The following is a 25,746-nucleotide window of genomic DNA, read 5'->3' as shown; positions in this document are numbered from 1 at the left end:
AGAGGTATAGTAGATGACAGCGCTGTACACGGATTTAAAGGCTAGGATAGTTGAGGTAGCCCGCCTCCTCGAGGAGAAGAACCTTAATCATGGTAGATCCGGTAACATAAGCATGAGAGTACCGGACTCTAACCACGTGCTCATAACACCAAGCGGGCTTGTAAAGTCTCGTTTAAATACTGATGATATAGTGGTAATTGATACTGAGGGGAGAGTAGTTGAAGGCCGCTGGAAGCCCTCCTCGGAGGTGAACATGCATTTAGCTATATACAAGGCTCGAAACGATGTCAATGCAATAATACACGCACATACAGTATACTCGACGGTTCTAGCAGTTGCCCGGAAGCCGCTACCACCGATAATAGAGGAGGCAGTATTATTCCTAGGAGGAGAGGTGAGAGTCGCTGAGTTCGCACCCTACGGTACAGTACAGCTAGCTGAAAATGTTGTTAGAGCTCTAGGAGACCGTAAGGCTGTTCTACTGGCAAGCCATGGTGTCGTCGCAGTGGGAGGTAGTCTCGAGGAGGCTGTTGAAGTCCTAAGCCTGCTTGAAAGATTATCCCAGGTGTACGTGCTTTCAGAGATACTGACGGGAGGAGGAACGCCTGTCTTGCATGCGGGAGGCCAGTCTTCAAGCAGGATACTCACGTGAAGCCGCGTAAGTATACTTTACTTTTAAGTAGCTAGTACATGCTACCCAGCTTGAAGGCTCTTACAGCAATGAATGAGCCTTCACCGAAACCGTATTTTACAGGCTCCTCCCCGCTTATCTCATCAAGCCTCCTGAATATCGTCTGCGTGAAATCAAGGCTTCTGAAGCCGGCTTCGTATAGCATTTCCACCACCTCTCGTACAGTGTAGAAGGATGCATCCCTGTAGAAGGGGTTTGTATCCTTCTCCTCCATGTATATTCTTCCCAGGAGGCTCTCCCTATCTATGAATCCTATGATTACTGCACCCTTACTCTTTAGAACCCTATAGCTCTCCTTTAAGGCCTTCAATGGATCGTCGAGGTAGCATATAGTGGTCACCATTAATACCAAGTCGAACGAGCCGTCCTTGAATGGAAGGTTTTCACCGACGCCATCTACAACGTTAACACCTCTCTGTGCAGCAATCTCCCTCATACGCTTCGAAGGCTCAACACCAAACTTTATCCCTAGTGGTATAGCGAATCTCCCAGTTCCCACGCCGATTTCGAGTCCCCTCTTGAATCTCGGTAGTAGTAGCTTGATAGCATTGAGCTCTGAGAGATATGCGTATTTATGCTTCTCAAACCATTCATCGTATCTGGTGGGGTATTCTTCGAAAGGAGCTATTCTAGGCATGATCTCCTCCCTCATGTTACGTTAATCTACGGTCCCTAATAGCCTGGTGGCAGGGTTTATGATGGCTTCCTACACTCTTCCAACTACTACTCTATTGACGGTTGTACCTGATAGCTCTATGAGAGCGTGGTATCCTCTCATAAAGGGGCCTGGATGAACTATTATTGTTGAACCTGCTCTAGTCCATCCTGAATGCTCGTGTATATGCCCTGTCACCCAGAGGAGGGGTTTACGCTCTTCAAGGAACCTCCTGAATGCTCTTGAACCCACGTTGACGCCTCCAACTTTATCGAAGAATCCGTGTACTGGTTGATGGGTAGCCATGATCAACCTTGAGGGATCTAATTCCTCAGCCTCATTCAGGAATCTACTGAACTCCTCCTCGCTGAACTCGATCATAGTGTGGAATGGAGATATACCTCCCCCACCGATACCGTAGAGCACGTAGTTGTCTAATACTACAGCTCTACCGTGCACTCCTATAATACCCTCGTATATTTCCCCCGCGTTAAGAAGCCTTGGGTCATCACAGTTGCCTGGAATGAAGAAAACCGGCCTACCTATAGCTTCCCTCAGCTTCCTCAGGACCTCGACTGCAACCTCCATAGTCTTATAGTAGGTTAAATCGCCGGCTACAATAACAGCATCTACTCCTCCTTCTACTTCAACCCGCTTGGAGAGTAGTTTAAGCTTCTGGGTTCTCTCGTGTATATCGCTTAAAACTAGTATTCTAGTCAAGGATAATACCCCCTTCTACCAGCAGACCCTTATAGCTTAACTATCTATTAGGAAAAGTAAAAAGTACAAGGTGTTGTAATGCCCAGTTGCAGTATCTGCGAGAAGCCAGCTGTGTACGTTAACCCTGTGAATAGGAGAGCCTATTGCAGACAGCACTTCATAGAGTACTTTGAGAGGAAGGTGAAGAAGACTATAAGAAAGTATAGAATGCTGGGAAGGAGGGAGCACATAATTGTCGCGGTAAGCGGAGGCAAGGATTCAATGGCCCTCCTCCACATCCTTCATAAGCTATCTAGGAAGATGCCAGGCTGGCGGGTGACAGCAGTTCTAGTTGATGAAGGCATTAAAGGATACCGAGAGAAGACTATCCTGAACCTCGTAAGGTACGCTGAGAAGACAGGCGTAGAGTACCATATTGCCTCATTCAAGGAGTATGTTGGTGCAACACTCGATGAGATCATTGAGAAGGGAAGAGAGAAAGGGCTTCCATACCTCCCGTGCAGTTACTGCGGGGTTTTCAGGAGGTATGTTTTAAATAAAGCAGCTAGGAAGCTCGGGGGTACAGTTATAGCTACCGCACATAATCTCGACGACATGGTTCAAACATTCATTATGAACTTGGCTTCAAACAGCATTAGTAAGATCTTCAAGTTGACTCCTGTTGTCTCCAGCGATGAAGGCGTGTTCATTAGGAGAATTAAGCCATTCTACATGATCCCGGAGAAGGAGTCAGCACTATACGCTCTCTTAAACGGTTTAATCGAGCCAGACTACGTGCAGTGTCCTTACGCTCAATACAATATAAGGTTTGCTGTAAGAAAAGCGTTAAACGAGCTTGAAGACAAGTACCCGGGATTCAAGCATGGTTTACTAAACAGTCTTATCTCTCTAACTGAAAGACCGCTGCAGGAGGCTGAAGGTAGAAGATATAACTGCGAGATATGTGGTGAGCCTTCATCCCATCCTGTGTGCAGGGCGTGCCTCTACAGGTTTGAGCTGGGTTTAATGAGTAGTGAGGAGGCTGGTAAAACTATAGATGCAGTTAAACGGTACCCTGAGCTCCGAAAATACATTTATCGTGCTGAGATAGTGGACTCCTCAGGGTGAATACTACTCGTATCTTAAAGCTACAGCTGGCGGTATCTTCATAGCCCTATATGCTGGGAACACTGCCCCAAAGATACCTGTCAGAATAGTGAGGATCACTGCCTCCCCCACCAGTTTAACTGTAATCTTAGGTGATGCTTGAATACTAATGGAGAAGACACCGCTTGATATCACCATCCCTCTTGATGATAGCAGGTGTGACCCTGCATACCCCACAACGAATCCTATGATGAATCCTATAGCACTCATTATCACTCCTTCAAGTATTATGAGGAATAGTACTTCTCTATCCTTGAATCCAAGGGCCTTCAAGACACCTATTTCTCTTGTACGCTCCATGACACTCGTTATCATTGTTGATGCAGTGCCGGCGACAGCAACAGCGAATGCTGAGAGGGTTGCAGCGAATGTTATGAAGTTTACAGCTGAGATTATACTTGATGCAATCCTCGCTATAGCTAGGAAGGATATGACATCAACCTTCCCGCTATACATGTTTCTCACGGTACTTGAAACCTCCTCAACTCTCTCAGGCGACTCGGCTAGCAGGAGGATACCGCTCCACTCTTTTACACCAAGCATTTTTTCAACAGTTTCCATTGAAATAAAGATCGTTTGATCAGGGTTTAGGAATGCTGCTCCCCCATACTTGTCTAGTATACCTGATATAATGAGGTTAAGCCTCTTCAACTCTATCTTCCCCCCGGGTTGGATACTGTATATTATTATAGAGATAGTGTCACCGAGAAGGTATCTGGGCTCGCCGTTATCGCTAAAAGCTATTTTATAGCCTACTAGAGCTTTACCCACATCACTGGGAGAAGGTGTTTCACCCTCCTTGACACTCAAGCTTGTTAAAGCCTTTAAAAGGAACTCCGGGTTAACGCCGTAGATGAAGACAGTTTTCTTCTCGCCTCCTAGATACATCTCCCCCTGAGTTGAATAGAATGGTGAGACGTCTGCTACCCCATTAATACTCTTAAGAGTGTTGAGGTCGCTGCTCGTAAGCTTGTAGCCACTGCTCGGCGTAACAACTATGAGGTTCTGTCCCAGCCCAGTGATACTCTCAATAATGTAGTCGCCGTAACCTGAGGTGACACCGCCTATAGTTATAAGAGCCATAGGCCCTATAGCTATACCTATGATCGTTAGTAGAGCTCGCAGTTTCTTCTCTGTAAGCGTCTTGAAGCTGAGCCTAATAGCATCACTTAACAGCACTGCAATCGCCTTGAGCTAGTGTCTACCTACACGCCTGTAGAGAATGAAGAATACTCCCGCTAGGAATAGCGATACCACAACCACCACGACCACATGGTATATTTCATAGCTGCTACCCGAGGGAGCCGCCAGCTGTTGTGGCTGTCCTGCTACAAGCTGGACTGGAATATTCTGGCTCACAGTGTAGAGAGAGTTATATTCATCCTTAAACTCTATGATTAAGCTACAGTTCTCAGGCCTTTCAGCTGGTGAGAGGTCTACTCTAAATGGTATCTGAGAGGATGGATCAATATCACCTATAAACGAGTACCCTGAAGCCTCACCGCAGACAGCCTTCACGTATACGCTTCTAGCTTGGGTTAAACCACTGTTAAGTAGAATACCGCTGACTGTTAGCTTCCTGCTCTCATTGTAGTATCTGGCAGTAGTATCCGGCGTGACCTCTATGCTTATAAAGGGCTTTACGACCGCTGAGATCGTAGTGTTTACTGTCCTAGTGTAGCCGTATGAATCCTTGTACATTAGTGTCACAGTGAATACAGCTGACGTCGGGGTGACTGTGACACCACCCCCCATGCTGATTGAAACCGGGTTGTATATCAGCTCGTATCTAAGCCTCACGCTTGAATTACCTTTTATTTCATCCACGTACTTGACGGTTCCTTGAGGTATAGCATTACTCGAGGAGGGTATTAGAGCTACGTAGACGTTATAGACTGAGGCACTGTATTCATTAGAGACCTCTATGTCGAGAATGCTTGAGCCGTTCACAAAGTAGATAACAGGGGTTACCGGGCGTACTGATATTAACGGTGGCTGAAGCTCTAATCTCATAGTGAGCGTTGAATTCAAGCTGTAAACGTAGCCCCAGTGATCTGTGAATGACAGCGTGAATGGTACACTATAGGATCCACTTGTAGCATTCACAATGTTTATTCTAGCAGTGAAAACCACTACATCCCCTCTCCCCGCTTGAAGCTGGCGCTGGCTGCTAGCCTGCTGAATTGCCTGGAGGATATTGGCTAAGCCGGTACCCTGCAGTACTGCTTGAAGCTGCTGTCCTGGTATTACAGTTAAAGGTGTTGCTACAGCCTCCCCAGTATTGGTTGAAGCATCCGTGAACCCAGGCGGCAAGTGCAAGATTAGAATAGGGTTTGCTAGAGATGGGAACTCCTTATTCCTTAAGACAATATAGTAGCTTACACCTTTTTCACCCATTATTGGTGCCCCGCTCAGCCATCCAGCGTATACGACTTCAACAGCATCACTTGGATCGCTTATAGTGAAGACCAGGGGCTCCCTAATACTTTTCCTATACCCACCTCCAGCGTACTGCACGTAGTAGTCTACACTAACGTACCCAGTGTACGAGCCAGGGGCTTCACAGAACGCATCTAGAGTATAGCTTACTGTATACACTTGGAGGCTGTTAAGGGGCCCGGGAACGTAAACTGTCTCATCGAAGCCCTCATGGATCTTAAAGCACAGTGGGGGTTCAATGTGAATCCACATCGAGTATACCGGGTACGGCTCGAGATTAGCTATGGATATAGTGTAGACTACTCCCTTCTCACCTGGGTACACGGGGTTCCCACTCTCCCAGGAGGAGTAAGCTACTGCCAACCCGCTGCCAGCCCTGTATTCTGGAAGCAGTAGCTTGAAGCTTAATGTACTGTTGAAAGCGATCTTAGTGTTAAATGCATCAACAAGGTACCTTGCTGTGAGATTAAACAGCTTTAAGCCGGGTGATGCATTGGAGAGATCCAGGTAGAATACAGCTTGGCATGTTGAGCCTGGTGTAAGCAGTGTAGTACAGGTAGCATTATGCAGTATAGGCTTCACGTCGCTGGGAGCCTGGATCTCCACTACTATGTTGGAGGCTTGATACAACCCGGTGTTAGCTAGCACGACTGTTAAAGCCGCTCTCGGATTCCCAGGGTACACGTAGGCAGGTGCTACCTCACCCCAGTAGTAGTCTGCTAGCTCGAGTCTAGGAATCCACTGGGATCGCTCTTCGAATCCTAGTACTACTAGGCTAACACTTAACGTGAGCTCGACGTACCTTGTTGAGCCATCACTATTCACAATGAAGCCTTTGAGAATCACTGGGGCTCTATATAATCCTGGACTGGTGGATGCAGCTATATCAATGCCTGTGAAAGATATCTCGGCTAGAGAATACGGGTTTACCATGTTATTCCTTGAGACTACTTCACTCGGCTTAAATCCCTCCGGCAGTAATAGTACTGCCTCAATATCCCGGAGGCTGAAGCCTTCTGCATTCAGTATTGTTACAGTGAGACCTAGGTTAGTGGAGCCGGGGAACGCTTCAGCTGTCAGCCAGGAGACACTACTTACAGACACATTGAGCTTGGCGAGGGAGAGTAGAGGTATAGCTAGTTTTACATGGTGTAGTGCAGGATACCATGCTCCCTCCCTGTTCACCATGCAGAATAACAGGATGTCGGCTTCAACTATAGAAGTATTCTCCGCTGTATTGAGGCCTATAACCCTCAATTCAACTGTATCCATGTATGAGAGCACTTGGCCTACCTCCACGATCACGCGGCTACTGCCATTGCCTGTTGAAGCTCCCTTGAACTCAGCCTCCATGTAGACTATTCTCAGGGTAGTAGGCTCAAGGGACTGTAGTAGGAGTCTTAAACCCGTGTTGTTTAAGCCGGGCAACGGGTACTGGGCTGTAAGAGAGTAGTCTAGTACTCTTAAATCTACTTGCGGAGCGCTTTCAACACTCACAGTGAGCTCTAGTATAGTTGAATCACGGTATGAGACTCCATCACTGGTTTCAAGTCTCGCTGAAACCTCTAGGAGCACTTTATACACGCCGGGGGGAGTGTAGGGTTTAATTTCAATGCCGCTGAAGACTACTGAGGCTGCTTCACTCGGAGCTATGCGACCTGTATACGTTGCATTGACTACTGGAGGCGTAAAGTACTCGCTGGGCAGCCTCAATGTGAGATCCATGGATGTTACATCTGTGGCACCATTATTCAATACCTCCAGGTATAAGCTTACAGGGTTTGAGCCAGCATAGCTGTATGGGGTGAAGTAGGCTTTATCAACTGCTAGTAGGAGAGGAGGATAAGGTGATATACTGACTTTTAGAAGCGTGGTGTAAGTTCTTCTCTCACCGCCAACGTAGTATGAGATATTCAAGGTGAAATAGTGATCGCCTGGCGTGACATCACGGGATACATCTAGTGTGAAGGTGAACCTAGCTACATCCCCCTGGTATATTATAGTAGCGTATGTTCCATTAGGGTACACCGCTCCAGTGCACTCAGCTCCTCTAATCATAAAGCCTTCTGGTGTTGAGAGGCAGGCGTGAGGTGAGAGAGCTGTGTTTAACCCTGTATACCTGTAGTCTACTGTGAGCACTGTCGCCGAGCTGCCAGGGTATACGTTGCCACCGGTCCTCGACTTGTAGGAGTAGCCTTCTAGAACCCATTCGGATTGCTGAGTATTAACTAGAGTTAACTGGACTAGGCTTCCAATTATTATGAGGGTTAAGAGGATGCGTGGTAAAGTGGTATTCATGCACACCACTCTCACGAGCTTAGTGTCTTCATGATGCATTTATCCGGCTCGGGGTCTACTATAGATGCTATAACTCCATCTCTTATCACGAGTATTCTCTCAGAGCAGTTAGCTATCTCCGGGTCATGGGTTACAACAACAATAGTTAGCCCTGTGCTCCTCAATGAGAGGAACGTTTCTACAACAATCCTGGCTGAAGCTCTATCCAGGTTACCTGTGGGTTCATCAGCTAGTATAACCTCAGGGTCGCCGACAATCGCTCTAGCGATAGCAACTCTCTGCTGCTCGCCACCACTCAATTGCTCAGGCTTCTTGAGAAGCCAGGACTCCCTTCCTCCAGCCATCTTGAGGGCTCTAACTACTTTCTCAACTCTAATACTCCTCGGGATACCTCTGGGAATTAATGGTAGCTCAATGTTCTCTAGGACTGTAAGCCTGTTAACTAGGTTAAAACGCTGGAAGACAAAGCCTATTTTTCTATTCCTTATATCAGCTATTTCATTTTTATCAAGCTCTGTTACATCCCTGCCCTCAACAAACACTCTCCCTGACGTAGGCTTGTCGAGTAAGCCCATGATGTTGAGTAGAGTAGACTTGCCGGAGCCGCTTGGACCCATTACAGCTATGAACTCGCCTCTATTAACCCCGAGAGTTACTCCTCTTAAAGCTTTAGTTTCAACTTCCCCTGTCCTATAGATCTTCCAGACATCTTCAAGCCTTAAGACTTCTCTCATAGGTGTTAGCACCATTGATACCAGTGATAGCTGAAACTATTTAAACTAATATATTAGTTTAAATTAAGTTTCCGAGGCGATGATCGCGGTGAATCTAAGGCATAAGAGCAAGTATATCAAGCTACTAGTGCTTGAAGCAGCCAGAGATAAAGGCTTCTACGGTTATAGTCTACTAAAGAGTATTAGAGTAGAGACAGGGCTACCCGTCAACCCCGGCATTCTCTACACGCTGTTGAAGCAGATGGTTAGAGAGGGGTTGCTTAGCGTTGAAGAAAATAAAGTTGATGGTAGACGAAGAAAGATCTTCAAGCTTACTGAGAAGGGGGCTCGATATCTTAATGAGAATAGAGAAAAGCTAGAGGAGGCAAGAAAGTATCTTTCAAAGCTAAGACTTGCAAAGAAAATCGGTGTGCTGGAGCTTATTGGATGGCTATTAAAGCTTATTGATAGGCTAGACGAGCTTGAACCCAGGCAACTCCGTGAAATTGAGTGCGGGATCAACGAGTTTAGGCTTATATTAAACAGCGTGCTTACCTGAGAGCTAGCTTTAGTTCAATGCCTACTCACGTGAGCCCTAGCCTGCTGGAATACCTATTTTGAATCACGTAATTAAAATCTCTAAGACATTAATGTGGAACAATATGTAGAAGGCTTTAAATAAGGATGCCTAGATCACAACCGTCTTGAAGATGGGTGAGAGAATTGAGTGAGCGTAAGTATAGGGCTCTATTCATTGATGCAGGAGAAAGGAAGTACTGGATTGAAGAATACCCGTTAAGCGAGGTCTACTCGCCGCTCTCCCTGGGTATTAAACTACACCTTGAGAGGTATGAGTCGTGGAGTAAGCCTGTCTACCACCCTGATAACGCCCTGGTATTAGGAGCCGGCTTGTTCACAGGCTCTAAGATGTATGGTGCCCATAGATTCGTAGCTGTATTCCGCAGCCCGTTAACAAGGGGACTACACTCCTCTGAGATGGGGGGCGCTGCATTCCAGTTTAGAGTTAACGCCGACGCAATAGTCGTAGTTGGCAAATCTACTACACCTCTAGTAGTTAAAATCTACGATGAGGGAGGCGGGGAACCCGTAGTTGAATTCCACGAGATAGCTGAAGAGAAGCTTGAAGAAGTGTGGAGGGGTTACAGTGGCTTCAAGGGTGTCTACGCGCTCCAGCAGTACCTTAGTGACAACTTTAAGAGCTTCTACGAGGAGTACGATGGGAGGTCTATTCTAGTAGGCCCGGCATCCAAGTACACTAATATAGGTGCACTAGCATCTATAACACTCCATAAGGGTAGAATGGATCTTGGAAGCGAGGATTTCGCTGCTAGAGCAGGAGGAGGAAGCGTTCTCTACAGAGCCCACGGGGTTGCAGCTATAATCTACGGGGGTAGATACGATAGAAGCGTAAAGTTACCTGAAGACCTAAGGGATACACGTGGACTAGACAAGATATTCACCGAGCTGATTAAGCAGCCGTACACTCAGGCAGTGATTAATGCTGGAGTCAAGTATAGATACGACTCCAAGCTGAATACCGGGGGAACACTCGGCGGCAACTATCCTCACCTAGGGGTAACAACACCAATGTTCAACTGGAACTTCATCTACCAGCCGAGAGATGTGAGAGAAAAACTCCACGAGCTTATAATGAAGTACATGTGGGAGCCGTTCAATAAAGAGGCTATTGAAACTAAGAGCTGGAAGACCTGTGGTGAACCCTGCCCGCTTGCATGCAAGAAGGTGAGGAGAGACCGGTACAAGAGTGATTACGAGCCGTACAATGGCCTTGGACCCATGATAGGCGTCCTAGATATACATGAAGCCGAGAAAGCTGTTGAACTAGCAGACGCGTATGGATTCGACGCTATAGAGCTAGCCCAGATAGTCGGGTTTGTATTCGAAGCACTACACAAGGGTCTACTGAAGCCTGAGGAGGTCGGCTTACCGAGCAAGCCATTCTTCGATCCAGCATCCTATAGCATCGAGCATGCACGTGTCAACGCCGAGCTAGCTGTTAGATTAATAGAGCAGCTTGCCTTCGGAGGCAACCCGATACTGAGACTTATAGGTGAGAAGGGGTTAAGGTCAGCTGCTAGAGTACTCGACATACTGTACAGTGATAGAACTACTACAAGTAAAACCAAGTTCACTGATATCCCAGTATACGCGGCTTTCGGTGAGGAAGGACACATCACGCCGAACTTCTACTGGACTCCCGGGCTTGTCGCCCCGATGATAGTTCTAGGCAAGTACTGGACCCTCTACTCTGGTGTATTCCTGGAGCCCGAGGAATTCGCATCTAAGTCCTTTGAGAGAGCTATCAACGAAGCCTTGGTGACAGATATGGGGATATGTAGATTCCACAGGGGATGGGCTGAGAAGACAATACCAGTCATACTCGAGAGATACTATGGTCTCGAGAAGCCTTTAGAGAGATCACTGAAAGTATACAGGGAGATAGCTAGATATCAGAAGCTGGCTGGAGCACTCCCAGCCTACTGGGATTCAAGCAAGATAGTAGACTTCATGGCTCTAGCAGCCAGAGAGTATGGTAATGAAGCTTGGAGCCGTAGGTTCGATTCAAACAAGGAGGATGCTGCAAGAGAGTGGTGGGAGCGCTTCTATAGGAGGATCCAGGAGCTACTAGGAGGAATCTAAATCAACACGGTATTTTAATCTACTCTAGTATCCTGTTGAAGACAGGGATTAAGGTTTGACAGGACTTCAAGAGTGCATACTACAAGGGTTTATCAAGGCTGCAGGAGAAGTCTTAGGTTTAGATAGTAGCCTACTAGAGGCTTACATAAGAGAGGGGAGAATCAAGGTTGCTCCAACTCCTAGCCCTGCTATGGGCGACTATGGTATTCCCCTCCACGCCGTACTGAAATCCTATCCTCGCGAGAAGTGGGGTGAGCTGGGAGAGCTAATAGCAGAGAGGCTGCTAGGCTATCTCCCCTCTGAGTGCAGGGCTAGAAAGACACTATTTACTAACGGCTACCTCAACATTGAGGTAGATTACTCTACGTTATTCTCATCCTTCATGGAGTCCCTGCTCTCGGGGAAAATGGAAGAAGAGTTGAAAGGAGTTGGAGCTGGTAGAATAATTGTAGTCGAGCATACAAGTGCTAATCCAGTCCACCCTCTCCACCTTGGTAGCGCTAGAAACAGTGTGCTAGGTGACACCTATGCACGACTACTTAAACGGCTGGGCTTTAATACCATAAGACTCTTCTACGTTAACGATCTCGGCCGTCAAATAGCAGTGCTAGCATACGGTGTCAGCAAGCTTAAAGCTCTAGGAGTAGAGCCTAGACGGGAGTTAAAGGTAGACCACTGGTATGGTGTAGTATACGCGTTAACTAACATCCTGATAGAGGAGGATAAGCTGGCTGGTAAGCTCGCTGATCTAAAAGTGGAGTTGAAGCGCATCCTAGAGGATATAGCTGGGTCACTTCGAGAAAAGCTTAGCGGAGAGGATCCTGAGGCAGTGAGGATCTACTCGAAGATCACGCTAGTACTACGCAAGTTAGAGCTTAAGCATGACACGCTAAAGCTACTTAGAGTAGTCCGGGAGGTTTCAGGCAGCCAGCATCCCGCTGTAAGCCCCTATAGAGCAAGACTCCTAGATGTCATTACGAGATACATGGAGCTTCATGAAGAGTACGCGGGTTACGTGAAAGCCAGGAACAAGCTGTGCAGAGACTACCATGTGGAGTGCGTAAGCCTCCTCAAAGCCTTTGAAGGGTATGAGAAGGCTGAAGAAGAAATAGCAGAGTTAATGAGGAGAGCGGAGAAAGGCGATCCTGAAGCTAGAAGCCTTCTTAGAGATGTATCCAGGGAGGTTTTAAGAGGCTTCAAGGAAACCCTAAGCAGCCTGAATATACTCTTCGATGGATTCGACCACGAGTCCAGCGACGAGATACTAGAGTTATCGAAGCGTATCGTAGATAATGTCGCGGGATCGCGGTATGCTAGAATAGTGGATGGAGCTGTAGAAGTAGATTTGAACAAGGCTGGAGAGGAACACGAGTACGTTAGAAGGCTATTCTACCCTGATGAACCCGGTAGATTCATTATCAGGCGGAGGGATGGAACCACACTCTACGTGACACGGGATATCGCTTACACTCTCATGAAGTTTACAAGGTATAATGCGGATAAAGTCTACAATGTTATAGCTGTCGAGCAGGCACGCGCGCAGAAACAGCTGAAAGCCATCCTACACCTACTGGGATATCAAAAAGAGGCGGAGAATCTCATCCACTTCTCGTACGAGATGGTTCACTTAAAGGGTATGAGGATGAGTGGCAGGAGAGGCATATACTATACGATCGACGAGCTACTAGCTGATATAGTGGACTTCATGATTGAAAAACAGCTGGAAAGCTCGGAGGAGAAGCGTAAGGCAACTGGGGAGAGCAGTGATTTAGAGGAAGCAGCTAGAATGCTAGCTGTGAACAACCTGAGAGCCCTCCTACTCTCCGTTGAGCCGAGCAAAGTGCTTACATTCGACTTAAAGAATGCGAGAGCCTTCGAGCATGGAGTCATAGTCACATATAGTCTTGTGAGAGCTCAAAGCGTGCTCAGGAAGCTCTGGGGCTTCGAGCCCCTAGATAACCCTGGTGAACTGCGAGCTAGAGGCATGGAGGTACTCTCGAATCTTAAAGGCAGGGAGCTGGAATTCGGTGTGGAGGAGAGGCAGCTGGTTGAAGAGCTCTTAGATTACATGAAGGTCTTAAGAGAGGCCTACGAGTACATGCGGCCTGATAAAATCCTCGTGTACGCTGTGAATTTAGCGTTAGGCTTCAACAAGCTCTACGAGAAGCACAGGATAATAAACGAGCCCGACCCTGTTAAGAGGAGCGCGAGGATACTGCTGACTATAGCTACTATGCTGCTGCTAGCAGACCTATCAGATGTAATGGGGTTCTATAAGCTTAGGAAGCTGTAGCACCCTTGAAAAGGGCTTTTAAATGCAGGTGAAACATCTTCTCTTCTTCCCAGTCATATGGCTTGCAATAAGCTCAGCTAGCATTCTAGTCGTGCTTTCAGGTGCTCCCGGCGAGGTTAATGCATTCTGGAGAATGTTTCTCTCATCACTACTGCTACTGCCATCATGGCTGGAGAAGAAGCCGCAGGTAAGACTGCATCACGTGGCATCAGGGGCCGCTCTCGCTTTCCACTTTATCTTATGGATGAAGAGTCTCTTCATGGTTTCAGTGTATACTAGCACACTGCTCGTTGTACTATACCCTTTATACTCGCTTCTATTAGAGGTAGCTCTATACAGTTATAGGCCTAGCGGCTTGCAGCTACTCGGCTTTACTACGAGTGTACTATCTCTAGTCTTCTACATAGGGGTTAACAGGCTTGCCTTTAATCCAGGCGCGATCTCATCGCTTGCAGCAGGCTTCTCGGTAGCAGTATACTTTGAAATAGGTAGGTATGCGAGGAGTACTAGAGGGGAGACTCTAGCTGACTACGCGTTTCCAACGTATCTTACTGCAGCAGTGTTCACGCTAGCCTATAATATTGCCGCTGGCTTGAATCCTATTCCAGGTAACCCTGTATCCTACGTCTACTTCGCTTTAATGGCTTTAATACCCATGATGCTAGGCCACACTCTTATGAATTATCTTTTAAGGTATTATCCAGCCCACCTTGTAACCTCTGTGTCCCTTGGAGAGCCGTTTGGAGCGGGCTTACTAGCACACGTAATTCTCGGTCAGGTTATAGCTTTAAGTGATCTTGTAGCCGGCGCTATCATAATATTATCTTTAGCCCTAATAATCTACGGTTATAGAGGTGGAAATCCAGGTTCAGCAGGTGGCAGGGTTGAGTAAGAGGATCACAGCACTTGTAAGTATTAGTGAAGCCGTAGACCTGCTCGCCGGGATCCTCAGGGGTACAGTAAAGCTCAGCGTAGAGGAGGCTAGGGTTTCAAGCGCGCTGGGCAGGATTCTCGCAGAAGATGTCTACGCAGGCATAAATATACCTCCATTCAATAGAAGTGCTGTAGACGGCTACGCTGTTAGAGCAGTTGATGTTGTTAACGCATCAGTGTACAACCCGGTTGAACTTTTATTGAAGGGTTCAGTGGCAGCTGGCGAGTATCCCCCCAGCACCTGTATAGGCCATGGGGAGGCTATAAGAGTTCACACAGGCTCACCTGTGCCCTGTGGAGCTGATGCTGTGGTAATGGATGAAGACGTTGAAGTCGCTGATAGTAGAATACTAGTCTACAAGCCTGTCTCACCAGGCCAGAATATATCGAGGATGGGGGAAGACTTCACTAGAGGAGAGCTAGTAGTTGCTAAAGGCACACTGCTAAAACCTGTTCATATTGCAGCTCTATCCAGCATAGGAGTAGATAAGGTTAAAGTCTACAGGAAGCTGGAGGTAGGTGTTCTAGCATCAGGCGACGAGGTCTGTGAGCCAGGAGTAGATGTAGAGTGCGAGACAGGAGTCTATAATTCCTCAGCGAGGCTGCTTGTAGCCCTCCTACTCAACACGGGATTCACAAGCGTAAAATACTATGGGGTATTCCCCGACGACCCTGAGATACTGGGAGACGCGTTAAGAAAAGCGGCTGTAGAAAACGACCTCGTGGTGACAACAGCTGGCACTGGTGTCAGCGAGGGTGACACTGTAATAGATGTAGCAATGCATTCCTGGAGGTTAGTATTCCGTGGTGTTAGAATGCGGCCTGGAAGACCAACCTCTCTATCACTAGTAGAAGGGAAGCCAGTGCTTCATTTATCCGGGTACCCAGTTGCAGCGTGGACTGGATACGAAGCCATATTAATGCCAGCCTTCTCTAAGTGGCTGGGGCTAAAGGGTGTTGAAAGACCCGTGGTGTACGCTAGGCTGTCCCGTAGAATACCTAATACTGTAGGTTATACAAGCTACATAAGAGTCACCTTGAGGGATACCGGTGGAGAATACGTTGCTGAACCGTACATGCTAAGAGGGAGCGGTGTACTCTCAAGCCTTCTCAGGAGCCACGGCTACATAGTTATACCTGAGAACGTGGAGGGATTCGAGAAGGATAGCATTGTACCAGTATACTTGTTCTAACCAGGAACTGTATTACTACAGCAGTTGAAGGCTTCCTCCCATAAAGCCTCTACATCCTTGAGTGTTGAAGGAGGATTCTTCAGGAAGGGTAGGCATAAATGCTGAGCAGGCATATTACAGTACTCTCTAAGGATCCAAAGCTCACCAGCAGGGTTTTCCCCTCCTTAGATAGCTTCAGGGAGAGAGCTATAGCTGTAGTTGACATGCCAACTCCACCCTTGCCGAGTACTATGTATACGTGGGGCTTCTCAGCGGGATTAGAAGGTTTTAACTGCTGAGAACATGTCTCCAATTACGTCTCTATCTCGGTACACTCTATTCTAGAATAACGCTATTTCATCGCATAGCAATAGGAGAACATCTACGGCTATCACCGGAGGCACAGAGGTTAAGCCTGCAAGAGAACCCAGCACTAAGGGGGCTCATCAGTCTACTAAGCCTTAAAGCACCGTCGTCTCCACAAGGTTTCGGGACTCATGCCGCCTAAAACTACTCACTCAGCCGCATCCACCTGTTTCCAGTTGATGTATCTTAGCCTGCCTGTAGCCTTAACGGGTTTACCATGCCTTCCTCAGCCTTCTTACCTTGAAGTGGAGCTTCTTTTCCTTAAAAGGTAGCATTCATATAAAGTCTCCTGGAGCGTGAGGTCTAGGCTGGATGTAGCTTGCTGGGGGTTTACCATGGATTCTAGGAGATGTAGTGTTGAAGGCTGCAACGGGGAGGGCTTGCACCGGTTAAGCTACCTGGATGCAAGGATCCTTGAGAAGCATGGGTTGAAGCTGAATCCTATTGATGCTCAGCCCCCTAGGAGACCCGGCTACGTGTACCTCTGCGAGGAGCACTATAAGATGTGGAGGAGGCTGAGTAAAACTGAACGTCTTGCAAGAGATCTCGCTAGAAAGGGGGCTTGATTGAAACTTAAGGATCCACTGGTTGCAGAGGTTAACGATGAGCTAGCAGCCAGGTATCCTGGAAGCGGTGTCTCAATTCTCTACGAGAAAGTAGAAGAGACCGGCGAGCCTGAGCCAGGGCCAAGCATCTGGGATGTAGATCTGCCTGCTGAAGTACTCGGGGTCCTTGAGCGCAGGGGTATTAGGAGACTGTATAAGTTTCAATATGAGGCTTACAAGCGTATCCTGAATGGCGAGAATACTGTTATCTCAGCTGGAACAGGGATGGGTAAAACTGAGGCCTTCCTTCTCCCAATACTTAAGCATATTAGTGAGCATAGAGGCGCTAACCCGAGAGCAATGATACTCTACCCTACTAAAGCCCTTGCTAGAGACCAGGTGAATAGATTCCGCGATTACCTAGTGTACCCTGCTATCAGCTTCGGAATATACGATGGAGACACTCCGAGCAGGGTTAGAAGGAGGCTGGCGTTGAATCCACCCTCTATTATAGTATCGAATCCCGATATGCTTCACATTGGATTAGTTTATAGTGAGCATATACGGAGCTTCACTGAGAGATCCAGCTTCATGGTCTTCGACGAGCTACACGTCTACGAAGGGGTGCTTGGAAGCCATATCCACCACCTCGCAGAGAGGCTGAAGAGAACGGCTAGCAGGAAGCCTGTATTCATTGGTTCATCAGCCACTATAAGCAATCCAAGGGAACTTGCTGAAGCGCTCTTCAACGAGAGCTTCACTGAAGTTAGAGGAGAAGCCTGGAGGAAGGGTACTGCTATCCATGCTTTAATCTCAGCTGGCTACTTAAGCAGGTGGAGTGTTACAGCTAGCCTAGCACATATTCTATCAGAAAAGGGGTTGAGATTCCTAGTCTTCGTGGATAGCCAGCAGCTAGCAGAGCTATTGACGAGGATTCTAAGAGTAAGATACGGTATTAATGTCATGGTTCATAGAGCTGGCCTGCCAGCTAGTATTAGGCGGAGTATTGAAGCTGAGCTCAGGGAGGGTAGACTGGAGGGTGTTGTAGCAACACCGACACTCGAGCTGGGTATTGATATAGGTGTTCTAGACGCTGTAGTAATGGCTTCACCTCCCCCCTCCTACGCTAAATACCTGCAGAGAGCCGGCAGGGCTGGCAGGAGAGGTAAGGGCTACGTGTTCACTATACTAGGAGAGGATCCAATTGACGCCTACTACGCTAGAGACCCTGATCGGTTCTTCAAGCAGGATATACCACCTGTGGTAATCGAGCCTTTTAATGAAGAAGTATCTAAAGTCCACCTGCTAGCATACATCCTTCAAGCTGGGAGAGCGAGAGCAGGCGATCTGCCTGAAGCATGGAGGAGGGTTCTAGGCGAGTTGAAAGCGATGAATCTAGTGAGAGAGGTGAATGGGTATGTTAAGCCCATGCGATACCATGCGAGAAGACTTCTCAACGAGAAGGGGGGTTTAAGAGCGGTTGGCCCGGTTGTCAGTGTAGTTGAAGCTGGAGTTGGCAGTGTAATCGCGACTAGAGAGCTTCCTATAGCTCTACTCGAACTATACCCTAGAGCTATCTACCTATACATGGGTGAACCCTACATCGTTGAATCAGTAGATCTCTCGAGTAGTAAAGCTACAGTGAGGAAGGTGGAAGCTGATGCCGGGTACTACACTAGACCCTTGTACACTGTTGATATAGTAGAATACGAGGTGTTATCCGAGAGGCTGACCCTCCATGGTACTAGAATAGCATATGCGAGAGTACTCTTAGAGCTTAGTGTAGAGGGAGTAGTCTTCAAGGACATGTATAGTGGGGAGATAATCTCAACCGAGTACCTCACAGAGCCGGTCAAATACAGGTATTCAACGAGAGCAGTGCTACTGAAATACCCGGTGTTCAGAGAGCTAGGATTAAAGGGTAACGCGGAAGCATTCCACGCGGTCGAGCATGCTTTAATCTCTGCCGCTAGGCTTACATGTGGTGCTGGCTTAACAGATCTAGGCGGGATAAGCTATCCGAGCGGCGATATCGTGGTATACGACTCCACTATAGGTGGTAGCGGGATATCAAAGCTACTCTACGAGAGATTCGAGAGAGCAGAGGACCTAGCGTTAGAAATCATGAGTAAGTGTAGTTGCGAGGATGGATGCCCTAGATGCGTGTACAGCCCATACTGCGTAATAACCAAGTCCTTTCACGCAGGAAGGCTGTGTACGTGTTAAGCAAGATTAGAAGAGGAGTAACTGCTGCAGGTAGACCACTGGAGGAGCGTGAAGGTAAACCTATAGCGTGAAGCCATAATACTCTGCGTGAATATAGTGTTTAATGGATGATGATGGTTCCGAATTATGAGCCACCCGTGCTGTGATTAACGGGTGAGCACCTGACACGCCTCACTGAGCCGCCAGCAGGAGCATCAGGATCACGCTGCTTAATGCTAAAATAGCTGTATGCCTCCACGTATACTCCGGTAGCACTATGCGTTTAGCTTTAGAGTTCAGCTTGTAGAAGCAGTACTCCTCGATGAATCCTCCAATCTCGATCACGCTTGCAACAGCAGGCGGGATCCTCTGGGAGACCCTTTCACCTTTAACGTATCCTATCCCTAGGCTTTCACTGAAAGATTTAAGCCCGTAGGGTATCAGCCTCCATACGAGCAGGGGGATGCCGGCTAGTCTTCCAGCTCCTAGTAGTATGAGTAGTGAGGATATCTCGAGAGGCGATATAATAACGAAGGAGAATGCTATGATAGTGGAAAGTGAGAGAGTCCTTAAAGCGATGAATACTATGCTCCAGTAGCCTCCTACAGGTGAGAAACCAGCGAGAGATGCTATGAGAGATGTCAGCGACATGTAGGCTGAGACTATTGATGAAAGCGTTAGAGTTGAGAGAACCCATTCATAGCCGGGTGATATTAAACCTAGAGCTAGTGAGACCAGCAGGGCTCCTAGAAGCAGCCCTAGATCTCCTCTAGCAATAATAAGAGTCAGAATGGCTATGTAGAGTACTTTAACCGTCCAGTGAGCCCGCTTAAATCCCGTGTCACCTTTAAGGAAGAAAGCCTTGTAGACAACTGATACAAGCCAGCCTAGTACAGCCATATCTAGTCAGCCCAGCTGGTACTCGCTGTCAAGTATTCTAATTATTCTTTCATCATGCGTAGCGACTACAACAGTCCCACCGCTATCTACTATATTGGAGAGAGCTTCCAGCACTTTTACTGTATTCCATTGATCCAAGCCGCCTGTAGGCTCATCCACCAGGTATATGTCGAAGCCGCTAAGGTATGCTGAGGCTATAGCAAGCCTCCTCCTCTCACCAGAGCTAAGCCTTGCAAGCGGAGTTTCAAGGGATTTCGAGAGCCCGAATGCCTCGGCTACATCGGTGACTCTTTCAAGCCTTCCCCCTGCAGCGTAGAGTAGCTCTTCTACTGGTGTAGGCTTAGTAAAGTATAGTAGCGGGTTCTCGGGTATGTAGGTGGCTCGTCCACGTTTTTTAACACGGCCTTTTACAGGCTTCAGCATGCCGGCCATTAGCTTGAGAAGAGTTGACTTACCGCTACCATTCCTGCCCGTGAGGCCTGTAAGCTGCGCTCTCTCTACTATTAAATTTAAGCCTTTAAAGAGTGGTTTCTCCCCCGGGTACTTAAACCAGAGGTTTTCAACCTCGATGGCAGCGTCACTACTATTAGGTGTTTCTCTCCTTCTATCCAGCGCCCAGGATGGCTTAATTAATGCTAGCGCGTCGTCACTCCATTCACCGTAGTATTTGACAACTCCTTCATCTAGGATTAAGAGCTTCCCAGGCATATTCCTCCAGTAGTAGGGGTTATGGTCTACTACTATTAGCGACGTTTTATTCTCTAAGGCTTCCATTGCTATCCTGCCAACAATCCCCTTAGTCTCCTCGTCAAGGTATACGAGGGGCTCGTCTAACACGAGTACACGGGTTCTTCCAGCAGATGCCCCAGCCCACAGGAGTTTCTGGGTTTCACCAGCACTTAAATTAGCTGTCAGGGACTCCAGCTTACCTGTTAATCCTAGTCTATCGAGATGCCTGTAGTTGCACTTCAAGCCGGTGAGGGATAGCGTGTAGCAGTACTCGGATCTCACAGTGTAGCCTACGATAGCATACCAGGGTTCCTGGGGTATGTATGCTATTAGCTCGTGTATTCTCCAAGGTGGTATTTCACTTAGATTGTGTTCATCAATGAAGACTGAGCCCTCCACGAAGCCTCCAATCTTATCTAGCACTCCGATTAAAGCTCGAAGAAGAGTAGTCTTCCCGCTGCCCGAAGGCCCTGTTACAACCAGGATCTCCCCGTCAGGGATCTCTAGGTTGATGTCTCTAAGTGTAAATCCGCCGCGATAGCCTGCTGCTTTAATACTAGCTTTCAGCACAGATGCCACCAGAGTGTAAAGGATTGCTTGAAGGGAAAAATCCTTATGAAGACTTACCCTCCAGGTACCCGGCTCTTCTAAGCCAGGAGACAAGGGGGAGGGCTATCATGATACCTGTAATCGCCTGTCCTAAGTTAACTGGGATCTCGAATACAGCGTGGATTGCCGGCCTACCAGTATACGGATTTGACACGTAGTACTCGTAGAGGAAGTATCCTGTAACCATTATTAACCCGCCTGCTAGTAGTGCTAGAGCCTCACCCACACTACTATACTTTGAGATTAGAGAGTACACTACTGTGAAGCCTAAAGCTATACTGATAAGCAGCCAGATAAACCACGGCACGTTTACAGTGATACCAGTGGGCCCAACCTCGATGGGGCCAGCGTAGTATGCTAAGGCGAAGCTTGCGAAGACTAAGGCGTACGCTGAGCCGAGCACTCCGCCTGTAATCCTTCCATGCCTGCCTTTAAGCTTCTCGATGAGGATACCTGCAATGTAACCTTCAGTGAACTTTATTACTAGAGTAGCTGGCGCGAAGATCTGGTAGCCGGTTGTCAGGTCTGCTAGCGAGGCACCTATACCTCCCGCTACTCCTGCAGCCAGAGGGGTGGAGACCATGGCTGCAACATATATCATTGATTCACCTAGATTAAAGTAACCTCCTGTCACAGGCTGGTATACCTGGAGAACTATTGTAGCAGCGTAAACAAGCACTGTGAATACAACAGCATCCACAATGAGGCGTGTCTTCACGTGTTTCACCGCTAACTGTGATCCTCAACTATTCTTTTAAGGTGATTTGAACGTTCAATAAGAGGCTGCTGGAGAGTAATACTCAGCCTGGCTGCCGCCTCGAATTAAATAACCTTTGGGGAGCGCTGTTTTCTCTAGCTGCTTTCAGACACTATGTTCTCAACATACTCTAATGGTATGTAGCTTAACCCGCTGCTAAGCATGCGGTGAACAAGCTTTAATACTATTCTAGAGACTCCTTTACCAGCTAGAATTTCAGGAAGAGAGAACCACTTAGCGTCAAGTGCGTCGCTGCCTGCTTTAAGTTCTCCTTTAATGCTATCAGGGTCGAATAAGACATCTAGGATTATATAGTGGTATCTAGCACTCCCCTCTTGATCCAGGACAACATTATTGAGTACATATATTACTCCAAGAGGCTCTCCATCCAGTCCTGTCTCCTCTCTCAGCTCTCTTCTAGCTGCCTCCCCCACTCTCTCACCAGGCTTAATTAGCCCTCCCGGTAGACTCCATAAACCCCTGCCTGGTGGACTCCCCCTCTTTACTAAAAGCATTCTATCCTCTTTTACCAGGACTGCTCCAACAGCTCCTAGAGCGAAACGCGGGTAGATTCTCTCCATGCTTCAACGCCTATGCTGCTTCTACATGGATAAACGTGAAATTATTTAAGCCTGGAAGTAACCTTTAAAGATCCTATTCATGGTGGCTGCTTAAAGCCGAGTTCACGGAGGTGGCTTAAATGAAGGGTAGTCCTCACGTGCTAATAATTAATGGATCTCCCCGTAGATACGGCTCTTCGATGCAGCTAGCTAGGATTGCAGCTAAAGGCGTTGAAGATGCAGGTGGAACCTACGAGATCGTAAACCTCTACGAGTATAGCATCAAGCCCTGCCTGGGGTGTGTTTCAGACAACGTCAAATACTGCAGGTTCCCGTGCATAGTCAACGATGACGACTTCAATAGTATTGCTAGGAGACTGCTAAACTCTCACGGGCTTATAGTATCAACACCAGTCTACTGGTATGCTCCCAGCGGTGTGCTAAAGAACTTCATTGACAGATTGACAAGCTTAGAGAACATGATATTTCACGAGGGAAGGAGTCTTCTGGAAGGAAAAGTAGCAGGCTTCATAGCCACCGGGCTCGACAGCGGGGTTATGATGGCTATATCTTATCTAGCTGTAGTCTTAAACAGCATGGGAGTACATATAGTGCCGTGGAGCATGGCTTACAGTCACTCAGAGAACATAGCTGACGATGAGCAAGCCCTCAGAGATGCATATAATGTCGGCTACATAGTTGTAGAGACAGCGAGAGCTTTAATGGAGTACGGGAGGCACATTGGATACAACCCCTCAGTCAACACCCGCGAGCTCAGAGAGCTGGTACTCAAGTACTCGAGTGAAGCCGGTGCTAGAGGAGTTAGAGGAGAGAGATTAAAGAAGCTGGAGTTTCTACTCAGCAGTGCTCGCGTTTAATCCTCTCGATAATCCCGCTGGAACTCCACTCGTTAAGCTTTGACTCCAACCTCTCTACCTTGATGTCTGAAAGGCCTCTCTCCTCTAGCAGCTTCTTCAGCTCACCGGGGGTTAACCACTGGTCGGGGCCTAAAAGTATTATGTCAGGCTTCAACTCTTCAATAGGCTTGAGAAAGTCTTCTTCATCACCGAGGACTGCTTTCGAGACGTACTTGACGCTCTCGATCATTAAAAGCCTCTCATTCTCGCTGAGAAGAGGCTTCCTTCCCTTAAACCTCTTGAAATTCTTATCCCTTGAGACGATAACGTAGACCTCTCCCAGTCTCCAGGCTTCTCGAAGCAGGTGTATGTGGCCTGGGTGAAGTATATCGAAGCTGCCTGCAACAAGGACTCTAGGTCTTTTGAGTAGCTGGGTGAGAGGCTTCCACTCGAATGATAAAGCACCTTGATGCCTGAGAGCATCGAGAAGGCCTTCAGCGTAGGCTATGCATGCAAGACTAGTGAAGCAGTCCTTTCTATCCAGGTAGTATTTTGCGTCACTAGTGTACGCTTCTGCAAGCTCTACTATAGTCTTATACTGGTTGAGCCTCTCCTTGTCTACCTGCTTGAGAGCTTGCTCCACGTTATATATGTAGGCTTTAATCCGCTCGCACTCCTCCAATAAGCACACCCCTAGTATATTTAGCAGTCTAACACTAAATTCACGTGACGAGTGCACTGGGATATTTAACCTGTAAAGACTGTTGAGTATTAAGGGTGTTTCTTAATGGAGGCCACTGGAGGCTACATTAGCCAGCTACTCGAGTTTCTTAGCTCGAAGGATTTCCATGGCGGGAGTTTATCGATTGTACCGGTTTTAACTTCACCGTGGAGTACTGCTACAGTAGTTAACAGGTTAAGCGAGGAGCTAGGGGTACTAGACTTTGTTGTTCTCACGAGGAGAGAGCTCGTCGACGACGTGTACCGCTCGCTTAACCGGGAGTTATTTAGAGATATTAATGTATACGTTGATAACGCTGTATACAGGAGTATTCTACGGGATAGTGTCTTCGAGAACTCCATTATTCTAGCGCACCTCGTGAAAGGTGTTGGCGAGAAAGCTAGAAGCATATACGTGGATTTAACTCTCACAACAGGCTCCTTCGCCATCACGCTCCGTGAAGCACTAGATAGACAGGGTAGTTCACCCCTGGTGACGTATACCTTCGTGGATGTAGTGCCTCTCCCAGAGCTCCCGCAGTACCCTGGAAGCCCTAGGTGGATGCACAAAGTCTACATCTACGATAATACTGCTCGAGCCGGTGCGCTGTCCCCTAGTGTAGATTACAGTCTCCCAGGCATGCTCTCTTACACGCAGCCAGCTGGAGGTAAAATACAATGGAGGGGGAGTCTAGGTATCTTCGAGAGTATCTCCCGGCTTGTAAACAGCCTAGCAGCCACTAGAATAGCTGAGAGGCTTGGCGGGGAGTCTAGAGTAGATGTTTCAGGGGAGTCGCCAGTGCTATCTGTGAACGCTGTGAACCCTGTCAGCGGCGAGAGAAAGAAAATGGTTTCATTCAAGGTCTCCGAGGGGTTAAACGAGGATTCAGTTAATATGCTCATGAGTAACTGGAAGCATTTAGTTGATATAGTCCACGAGAACCACCCTGACATCGATAAATCCCTTATTGAAAGAGTACTCATGCAGTTCCAGAGGTATACTGGTGCAGTAGACTTAATAGCAAGAGAAGTTGAAGGCTCTGAAGCCAGGGACTTCGAGGGGTGGAAGATCCACAGCCTCCTAATCGAATTATACAAGAAGCTGGGTAAGCCTGTAGCACTACTCCCTGACACCAACATGTTCTATCAAGGGCTGCACATGGTGCTGCTTAAAGCGAGTATAAGAAGCGGGAGGCCGTGGGGGCCGATTGAAGGGGTTAGAATCTACATTCCTGTATGCGCTGAAGCAGAGATAAACGGTAAGGTCGCGGAGGTATCAAGTGGAGCTACTGGAGTACTCAGGTACTCTTATATAATGGCGCTGTTAGCCAACAGGGCTGCCGACGAAATCAAGCAGCGCTACAGGGGAGTACACATCCCGGCTGTAAGCCAGCCCTGCGAGGCTTCAATAGTAGTTGCTAAACACGTGTTAAGCGAGGAGATTGTGGTATTAGTGACAGCTGATAAGAAAGCGTTTAACGCGTGGGTTACCCTGAATGCCTGCAGGGATAAAACTATATGCGTGTACGTAGGCCACCGTAATAAGCCGTTGAACATCGATGGATTGTACTCTAAGCTGTATGCTAGTATAGTGCTCGCAAACCAGGTGTATGTTGCAGCCTCAATAACACCCGTTGAAATCACCCTTGGCGAGAGAAGACTCCGTGTAATGCTGGAGTCACTTGAAGGCATGGGGGCACCAGTATTAAGCGTCGTAGAGGAGCCTGTTAAACGCTCATAGGTGGAGTACCGCTTC

Annotated in this window: 22 protein-coding genes; 12 read left to right on the top strand and 10 right to left on the bottom strand. The window is 47.7% G+C overall.

Annotation, left to right across the window (positions count from 1 at the left end):
• Positions 1-13: 13 nt before the first annotated feature.
• The gene (locus tag OWQ48_00550; protein ID MCY0867712.1) at positions 14-652 is read left to right on the top strand and encodes a class II aldolase/adducin family protein; all 639 of its coding nucleotides are present in this window, start codon (positions 14-16) and stop codon (positions 650-652) included.
• A 31-nt stretch (positions 653-683) separates the two neighbouring features.
• Here OWQ48_00550 and OWQ48_00545 read toward each other — a convergent pair whose 3' ends face one another.
• Both OWQ48_00545 and OWQ48_00540 read right to left on the bottom strand, forming a co-directional pair.
• Positions 684-1,328, bottom strand: a complete 645-nt coding sequence (locus tag OWQ48_00545; protein ID MCY0867711.1) for a class I SAM-dependent methyltransferase — start codon at positions 1,326-1,328, stop codon at positions 684-686.
• A 69-nt stretch (positions 1,329-1,397) separates the two neighbouring features.
• The gene (locus tag OWQ48_00540) at positions 1,398-2,066 is read right to left on the bottom strand and encodes a metallophosphoesterase (GenBank protein MCY0867710.1); all 669 of its coding nucleotides are present in this window, start codon (positions 2,064-2,066) and stop codon (positions 1,398-1,400) included.
• A gap of 78 nt (positions 2,067-2,144) precedes the next feature.
• On the opposite strand from OWQ48_00540, the gene OWQ48_00535 reads away from it, so the two are divergent.
• The gene (locus tag OWQ48_00535; protein MCY0867709.1) at positions 2,145-3,173 is read left to right on the top strand and encodes a TIGR00269 family protein; all 1,029 of its coding nucleotides are present in this window, start codon (positions 2,145-2,147) and stop codon (positions 3,171-3,173) included.
• Positions 3,174-3,176: 3 nt separating this feature from the next.
• Here the strand turns inward: OWQ48_00535 and OWQ48_00530 are convergent, their stop codons facing one another.
• From OWQ48_00530 to OWQ48_00520, 3 genes are read right to left on the bottom strand one after another with little or no spacing between them, the layout of a single operon-like run.
• On the bottom strand, positions 3,177-4,391 hold the full coding sequence (locus OWQ48_00530) for an ABC transporter permease (protein ID MCY0867708.1): 1,215 nt from the start codon (positions 4,389-4,391) through the stop codon (positions 3,177-3,179).
• A 15-nt stretch (positions 4,392-4,406) separates the two neighbouring features.
• The gene (locus tag OWQ48_00525) at positions 4,407-7,949 is read right to left on the bottom strand and encodes a hypothetical protein (GenBank protein MCY0867707.1); all 3,543 of its coding nucleotides are present in this window, start codon (positions 7,947-7,949) and stop codon (positions 4,407-4,409) included.
• 11 nt (positions 7,950-7,960) lie between these two features.
• The gene (locus OWQ48_00520) at positions 7,961-8,683 is read right to left on the bottom strand and encodes an ABC transporter ATP-binding protein (GenBank protein ID MCY0867706.1); all 723 of its coding nucleotides are present in this window, start codon (positions 8,681-8,683) and stop codon (positions 7,961-7,963) included.
• A gap of 88 nt (positions 8,684-8,771) precedes the next feature.
• Here OWQ48_00520 and OWQ48_00515 point away from each other — a divergent pair, with 88 nt between their 5' ends.
• The 8 genes from OWQ48_00515 (at position 8,772) to OWQ48_00480 (ending at position 18,879) form a co-directional block, all read left to right on the top strand.
• A complete protein-coding gene (locus tag OWQ48_00515; protein ID MCY0867705.1) occupies positions 8,772-9,221 on the top strand; it encodes a PadR family transcriptional regulator in 450 nt (149 codons plus the stop codon).
• Positions 9,222-9,385: 164 nt separating this feature from the next.
• Positions 9,386-11,344 (top strand): glyceraldehyde-3-phosphate ferredoxin oxidoreductase, encoded by a 1,959-nt coding sequence (locus OWQ48_00510; GenBank protein ID MCY0867704.1) that lies wholly within the window; start codon positions 9,386-9,388, stop codon positions 11,342-11,344.
• 55 nt (positions 11,345-11,399) lie between these two features.
• Positions 11,400-13,637 (top strand): arginine--tRNA ligase, encoded by a 2,238-nt coding sequence (gene argS / locus OWQ48_00505; GenBank protein ID MCY0867703.1) that lies wholly within the window; start codon positions 11,400-11,402, stop codon positions 13,635-13,637.
• Between the two features lie 22 nt (positions 13,638-13,659).
• Positions 13,660-14,529 carry a DMT family transporter gene (locus OWQ48_00500; protein MCY0867702.1) on the top strand — a complete coding sequence of 290 codons (870 nt, stop codon included), beginning with the start codon at positions 13,660-13,662 and terminating at the stop codon, positions 14,527-14,529.
• Positions 14,513-15,763, top strand: coding sequence for a molybdopterin molybdotransferase MoeA (locus tag OWQ48_00495; GenBank protein ID MCY0867701.1), 1,251 nt, complete (start codon positions 14,513-14,515; stop codon positions 15,761-15,763). The genes OWQ48_00500 and OWQ48_00495 overlap by 17 nt, the downstream gene beginning before the upstream one ends.
• A 98-nt stretch (positions 15,764-15,861) precedes the next feature.
• The gene (locus OWQ48_00490) at positions 15,862-16,041 is read left to right on the top strand and encodes a hypothetical protein (GenBank protein MCY0867700.1); all 180 of its coding nucleotides are present in this window, start codon (positions 15,862-15,864) and stop codon (positions 16,039-16,041) included.
• A 363-nt stretch (positions 16,042-16,404) separates the two neighbouring features.
• Complete coding sequence (locus OWQ48_00485) at positions 16,405-16,674, top strand: hypothetical protein (protein MCY0867699.1); 270 nt, start codon at positions 16,405-16,407, stop codon at positions 16,672-16,674.
• Positions 16,675-18,879, top strand: coding sequence for a DEAD/DEAH box helicase (locus OWQ48_00480; protein ID MCY0867698.1), 2,205 nt, complete (start codon positions 16,675-16,677; stop codon positions 18,877-18,879).
• Positions 18,880-19,050: 171 nt separating this feature from the next.
• Here OWQ48_00480 and OWQ48_00475 read toward each other — a convergent pair whose 3' ends face one another.
• The 4 genes from OWQ48_00475 to OWQ48_00460 all read right to left on the bottom strand — a co-directional run bounded on the left by OWQ48_00475 (position 19,051) and on the right by OWQ48_00460 (position 22,434).
• Positions 19,051-19,758, bottom strand: a complete 708-nt coding sequence (locus OWQ48_00475) for a hypothetical protein (protein ID MCY0867697.1) — start codon at positions 19,756-19,758, stop codon at positions 19,051-19,053.
• 6 nt (positions 19,759-19,764) lie between these two features.
• Positions 19,765-21,057 (bottom strand): ATP-binding cassette domain-containing protein, encoded by a 1,293-nt coding sequence (locus OWQ48_00470; protein MCY0867696.1) that lies wholly within the window; start codon positions 21,055-21,057, stop codon positions 19,765-19,767.
• Between the two features lie 43 nt (positions 21,058-21,100).
• Entirely contained in the window at positions 21,101-21,814 is a 714-nt protein-coding gene (locus OWQ48_00465) for an ECF transporter S component (protein ID MCY0867695.1), read from the bottom strand.
• A gap of 134 nt (positions 21,815-21,948) precedes the next feature.
• The gene (locus OWQ48_00460; GenBank protein MCY0867694.1) at positions 21,949-22,434 is read right to left on the bottom strand and encodes an NUDIX hydrolase; all 486 of its coding nucleotides are present in this window, start codon (positions 22,432-22,434) and stop codon (positions 21,949-21,951) included.
• A gap of 119 nt (positions 22,435-22,553) precedes the next feature.
• On the opposite strand from OWQ48_00460, the gene OWQ48_00455 reads away from it, so the two are divergent.
• Positions 22,554-23,291: a flavodoxin family protein gene (locus OWQ48_00455; GenBank protein ID MCY0867693.1), complete on the top strand. Its 738-nt coding sequence runs from the start codon at positions 22,554-22,556 to the stop codon at positions 23,289-23,291.
• On the opposite strand, the gene OWQ48_00450 is transcribed toward OWQ48_00455, so the two are convergent.
• On the bottom strand, positions 23,272-23,952 hold the full coding sequence (locus OWQ48_00450; protein MCY0867692.1) for a cytidylyltransferase family protein: 681 nt from the start codon (positions 23,950-23,952) through the stop codon (positions 23,272-23,274). The genes OWQ48_00455 and OWQ48_00450 overlap by 20 nt on opposite strands.
• Positions 23,953-24,057: 105 nt before the next feature.
• Here OWQ48_00450 and OWQ48_00445 point away from each other — a divergent pair, with 105 nt between their 5' ends.
• Positions 24,058-25,731, top strand: coding sequence for a hypothetical protein (locus OWQ48_00445; GenBank protein ID MCY0867691.1), 1,674 nt, complete (start codon positions 24,058-24,060; stop codon positions 25,729-25,731).
• The last annotated feature ends 15 nt before the right edge of the window (positions 25,732-25,746 follow it).

Source organism: Desulfurococcus sp. (genome assembly GCA_026626905.1).
Classification (GTDB): domain Archaea; phylum Thermoproteota; class Thermoprotei_A; order Sulfolobales; family Desulfurococcaceae; genus Desulfurococcus.
The sequence above is the reverse complement of the archived record's forward strand: the minus strand, read 5'-3'. Positions and strand labels throughout refer to the sequence as shown.

What these genes read in the sequence shown, in the direction of transcription:
- OWQ48_00550 (MCY0867712.1), top strand. Translation starts at nt 14, where the DNA reads ATGACAGCGCTGTACACGGATTTAAAGGCTAGGATAGTTGAGGTAGCC.
- OWQ48_00545 (MCY0867711.1), bottom strand. Translation starts at nt 1,328, where the DNA reads ATGCCTAGAATAGCTCCTTTCGAAGAATACCCCACCAGATACGATGAA.
- OWQ48_00535 (MCY0867709.1), top strand. Translation starts at nt 2,145, where the DNA reads ATGCCCAGTTGCAGTATCTGCGAGAAGCCAGCTGTGTACGTTAACCCT.
- OWQ48_00525 (MCY0867707.1), bottom strand. Translation starts at nt 7,949, where the DNA reads ATGAATACCACTTTACCACGCATCCTCTTAACCCTCATAATAATTGGA.
- OWQ48_00520 (MCY0867706.1), bottom strand. Translation starts at nt 8,683, where the DNA reads ATGAGAGAAGTCTTAAGGCTTGAAGATGTCTGGAAGATCTATAGGACA.
- OWQ48_00500 (MCY0867702.1), top strand. Translation starts at nt 13,660, where the DNA reads ATGCAGGTGAAACATCTTCTCTTCTTCCCAGTCATATGGCTTGCAATA.
- OWQ48_00490 (MCY0867700.1), top strand. Translation starts at nt 15,862, where the DNA reads ATGCTGAGCAGGCATATTACAGTACTCTCTAAGGATCCAAAGCTCACC.
- OWQ48_00475 (MCY0867697.1), bottom strand. Translation starts at nt 19,758, where the DNA reads ATGGCTGTACTAGGCTGGCTTGTATCAGTTGTCTACAAGGCTTTCTTC.
- OWQ48_00460 (MCY0867694.1), bottom strand. Translation starts at nt 22,434, where the DNA reads ATGGAGAGAATCTACCCGCGTTTCGCTCTAGGAGCTGTTGGAGCAGTC.
- OWQ48_00455 (MCY0867693.1), top strand. Translation starts at nt 22,554, where the DNA reads ATGAAGGGTAGTCCTCACGTGCTAATAATTAATGGATCTCCCCGTAGA.
- OWQ48_00445 (MCY0867691.1), top strand. Translation starts at nt 24,058, where the DNA reads ATGGAGGCCACTGGAGGCTACATTAGCCAGCTACTCGAGTTTCTTAGC.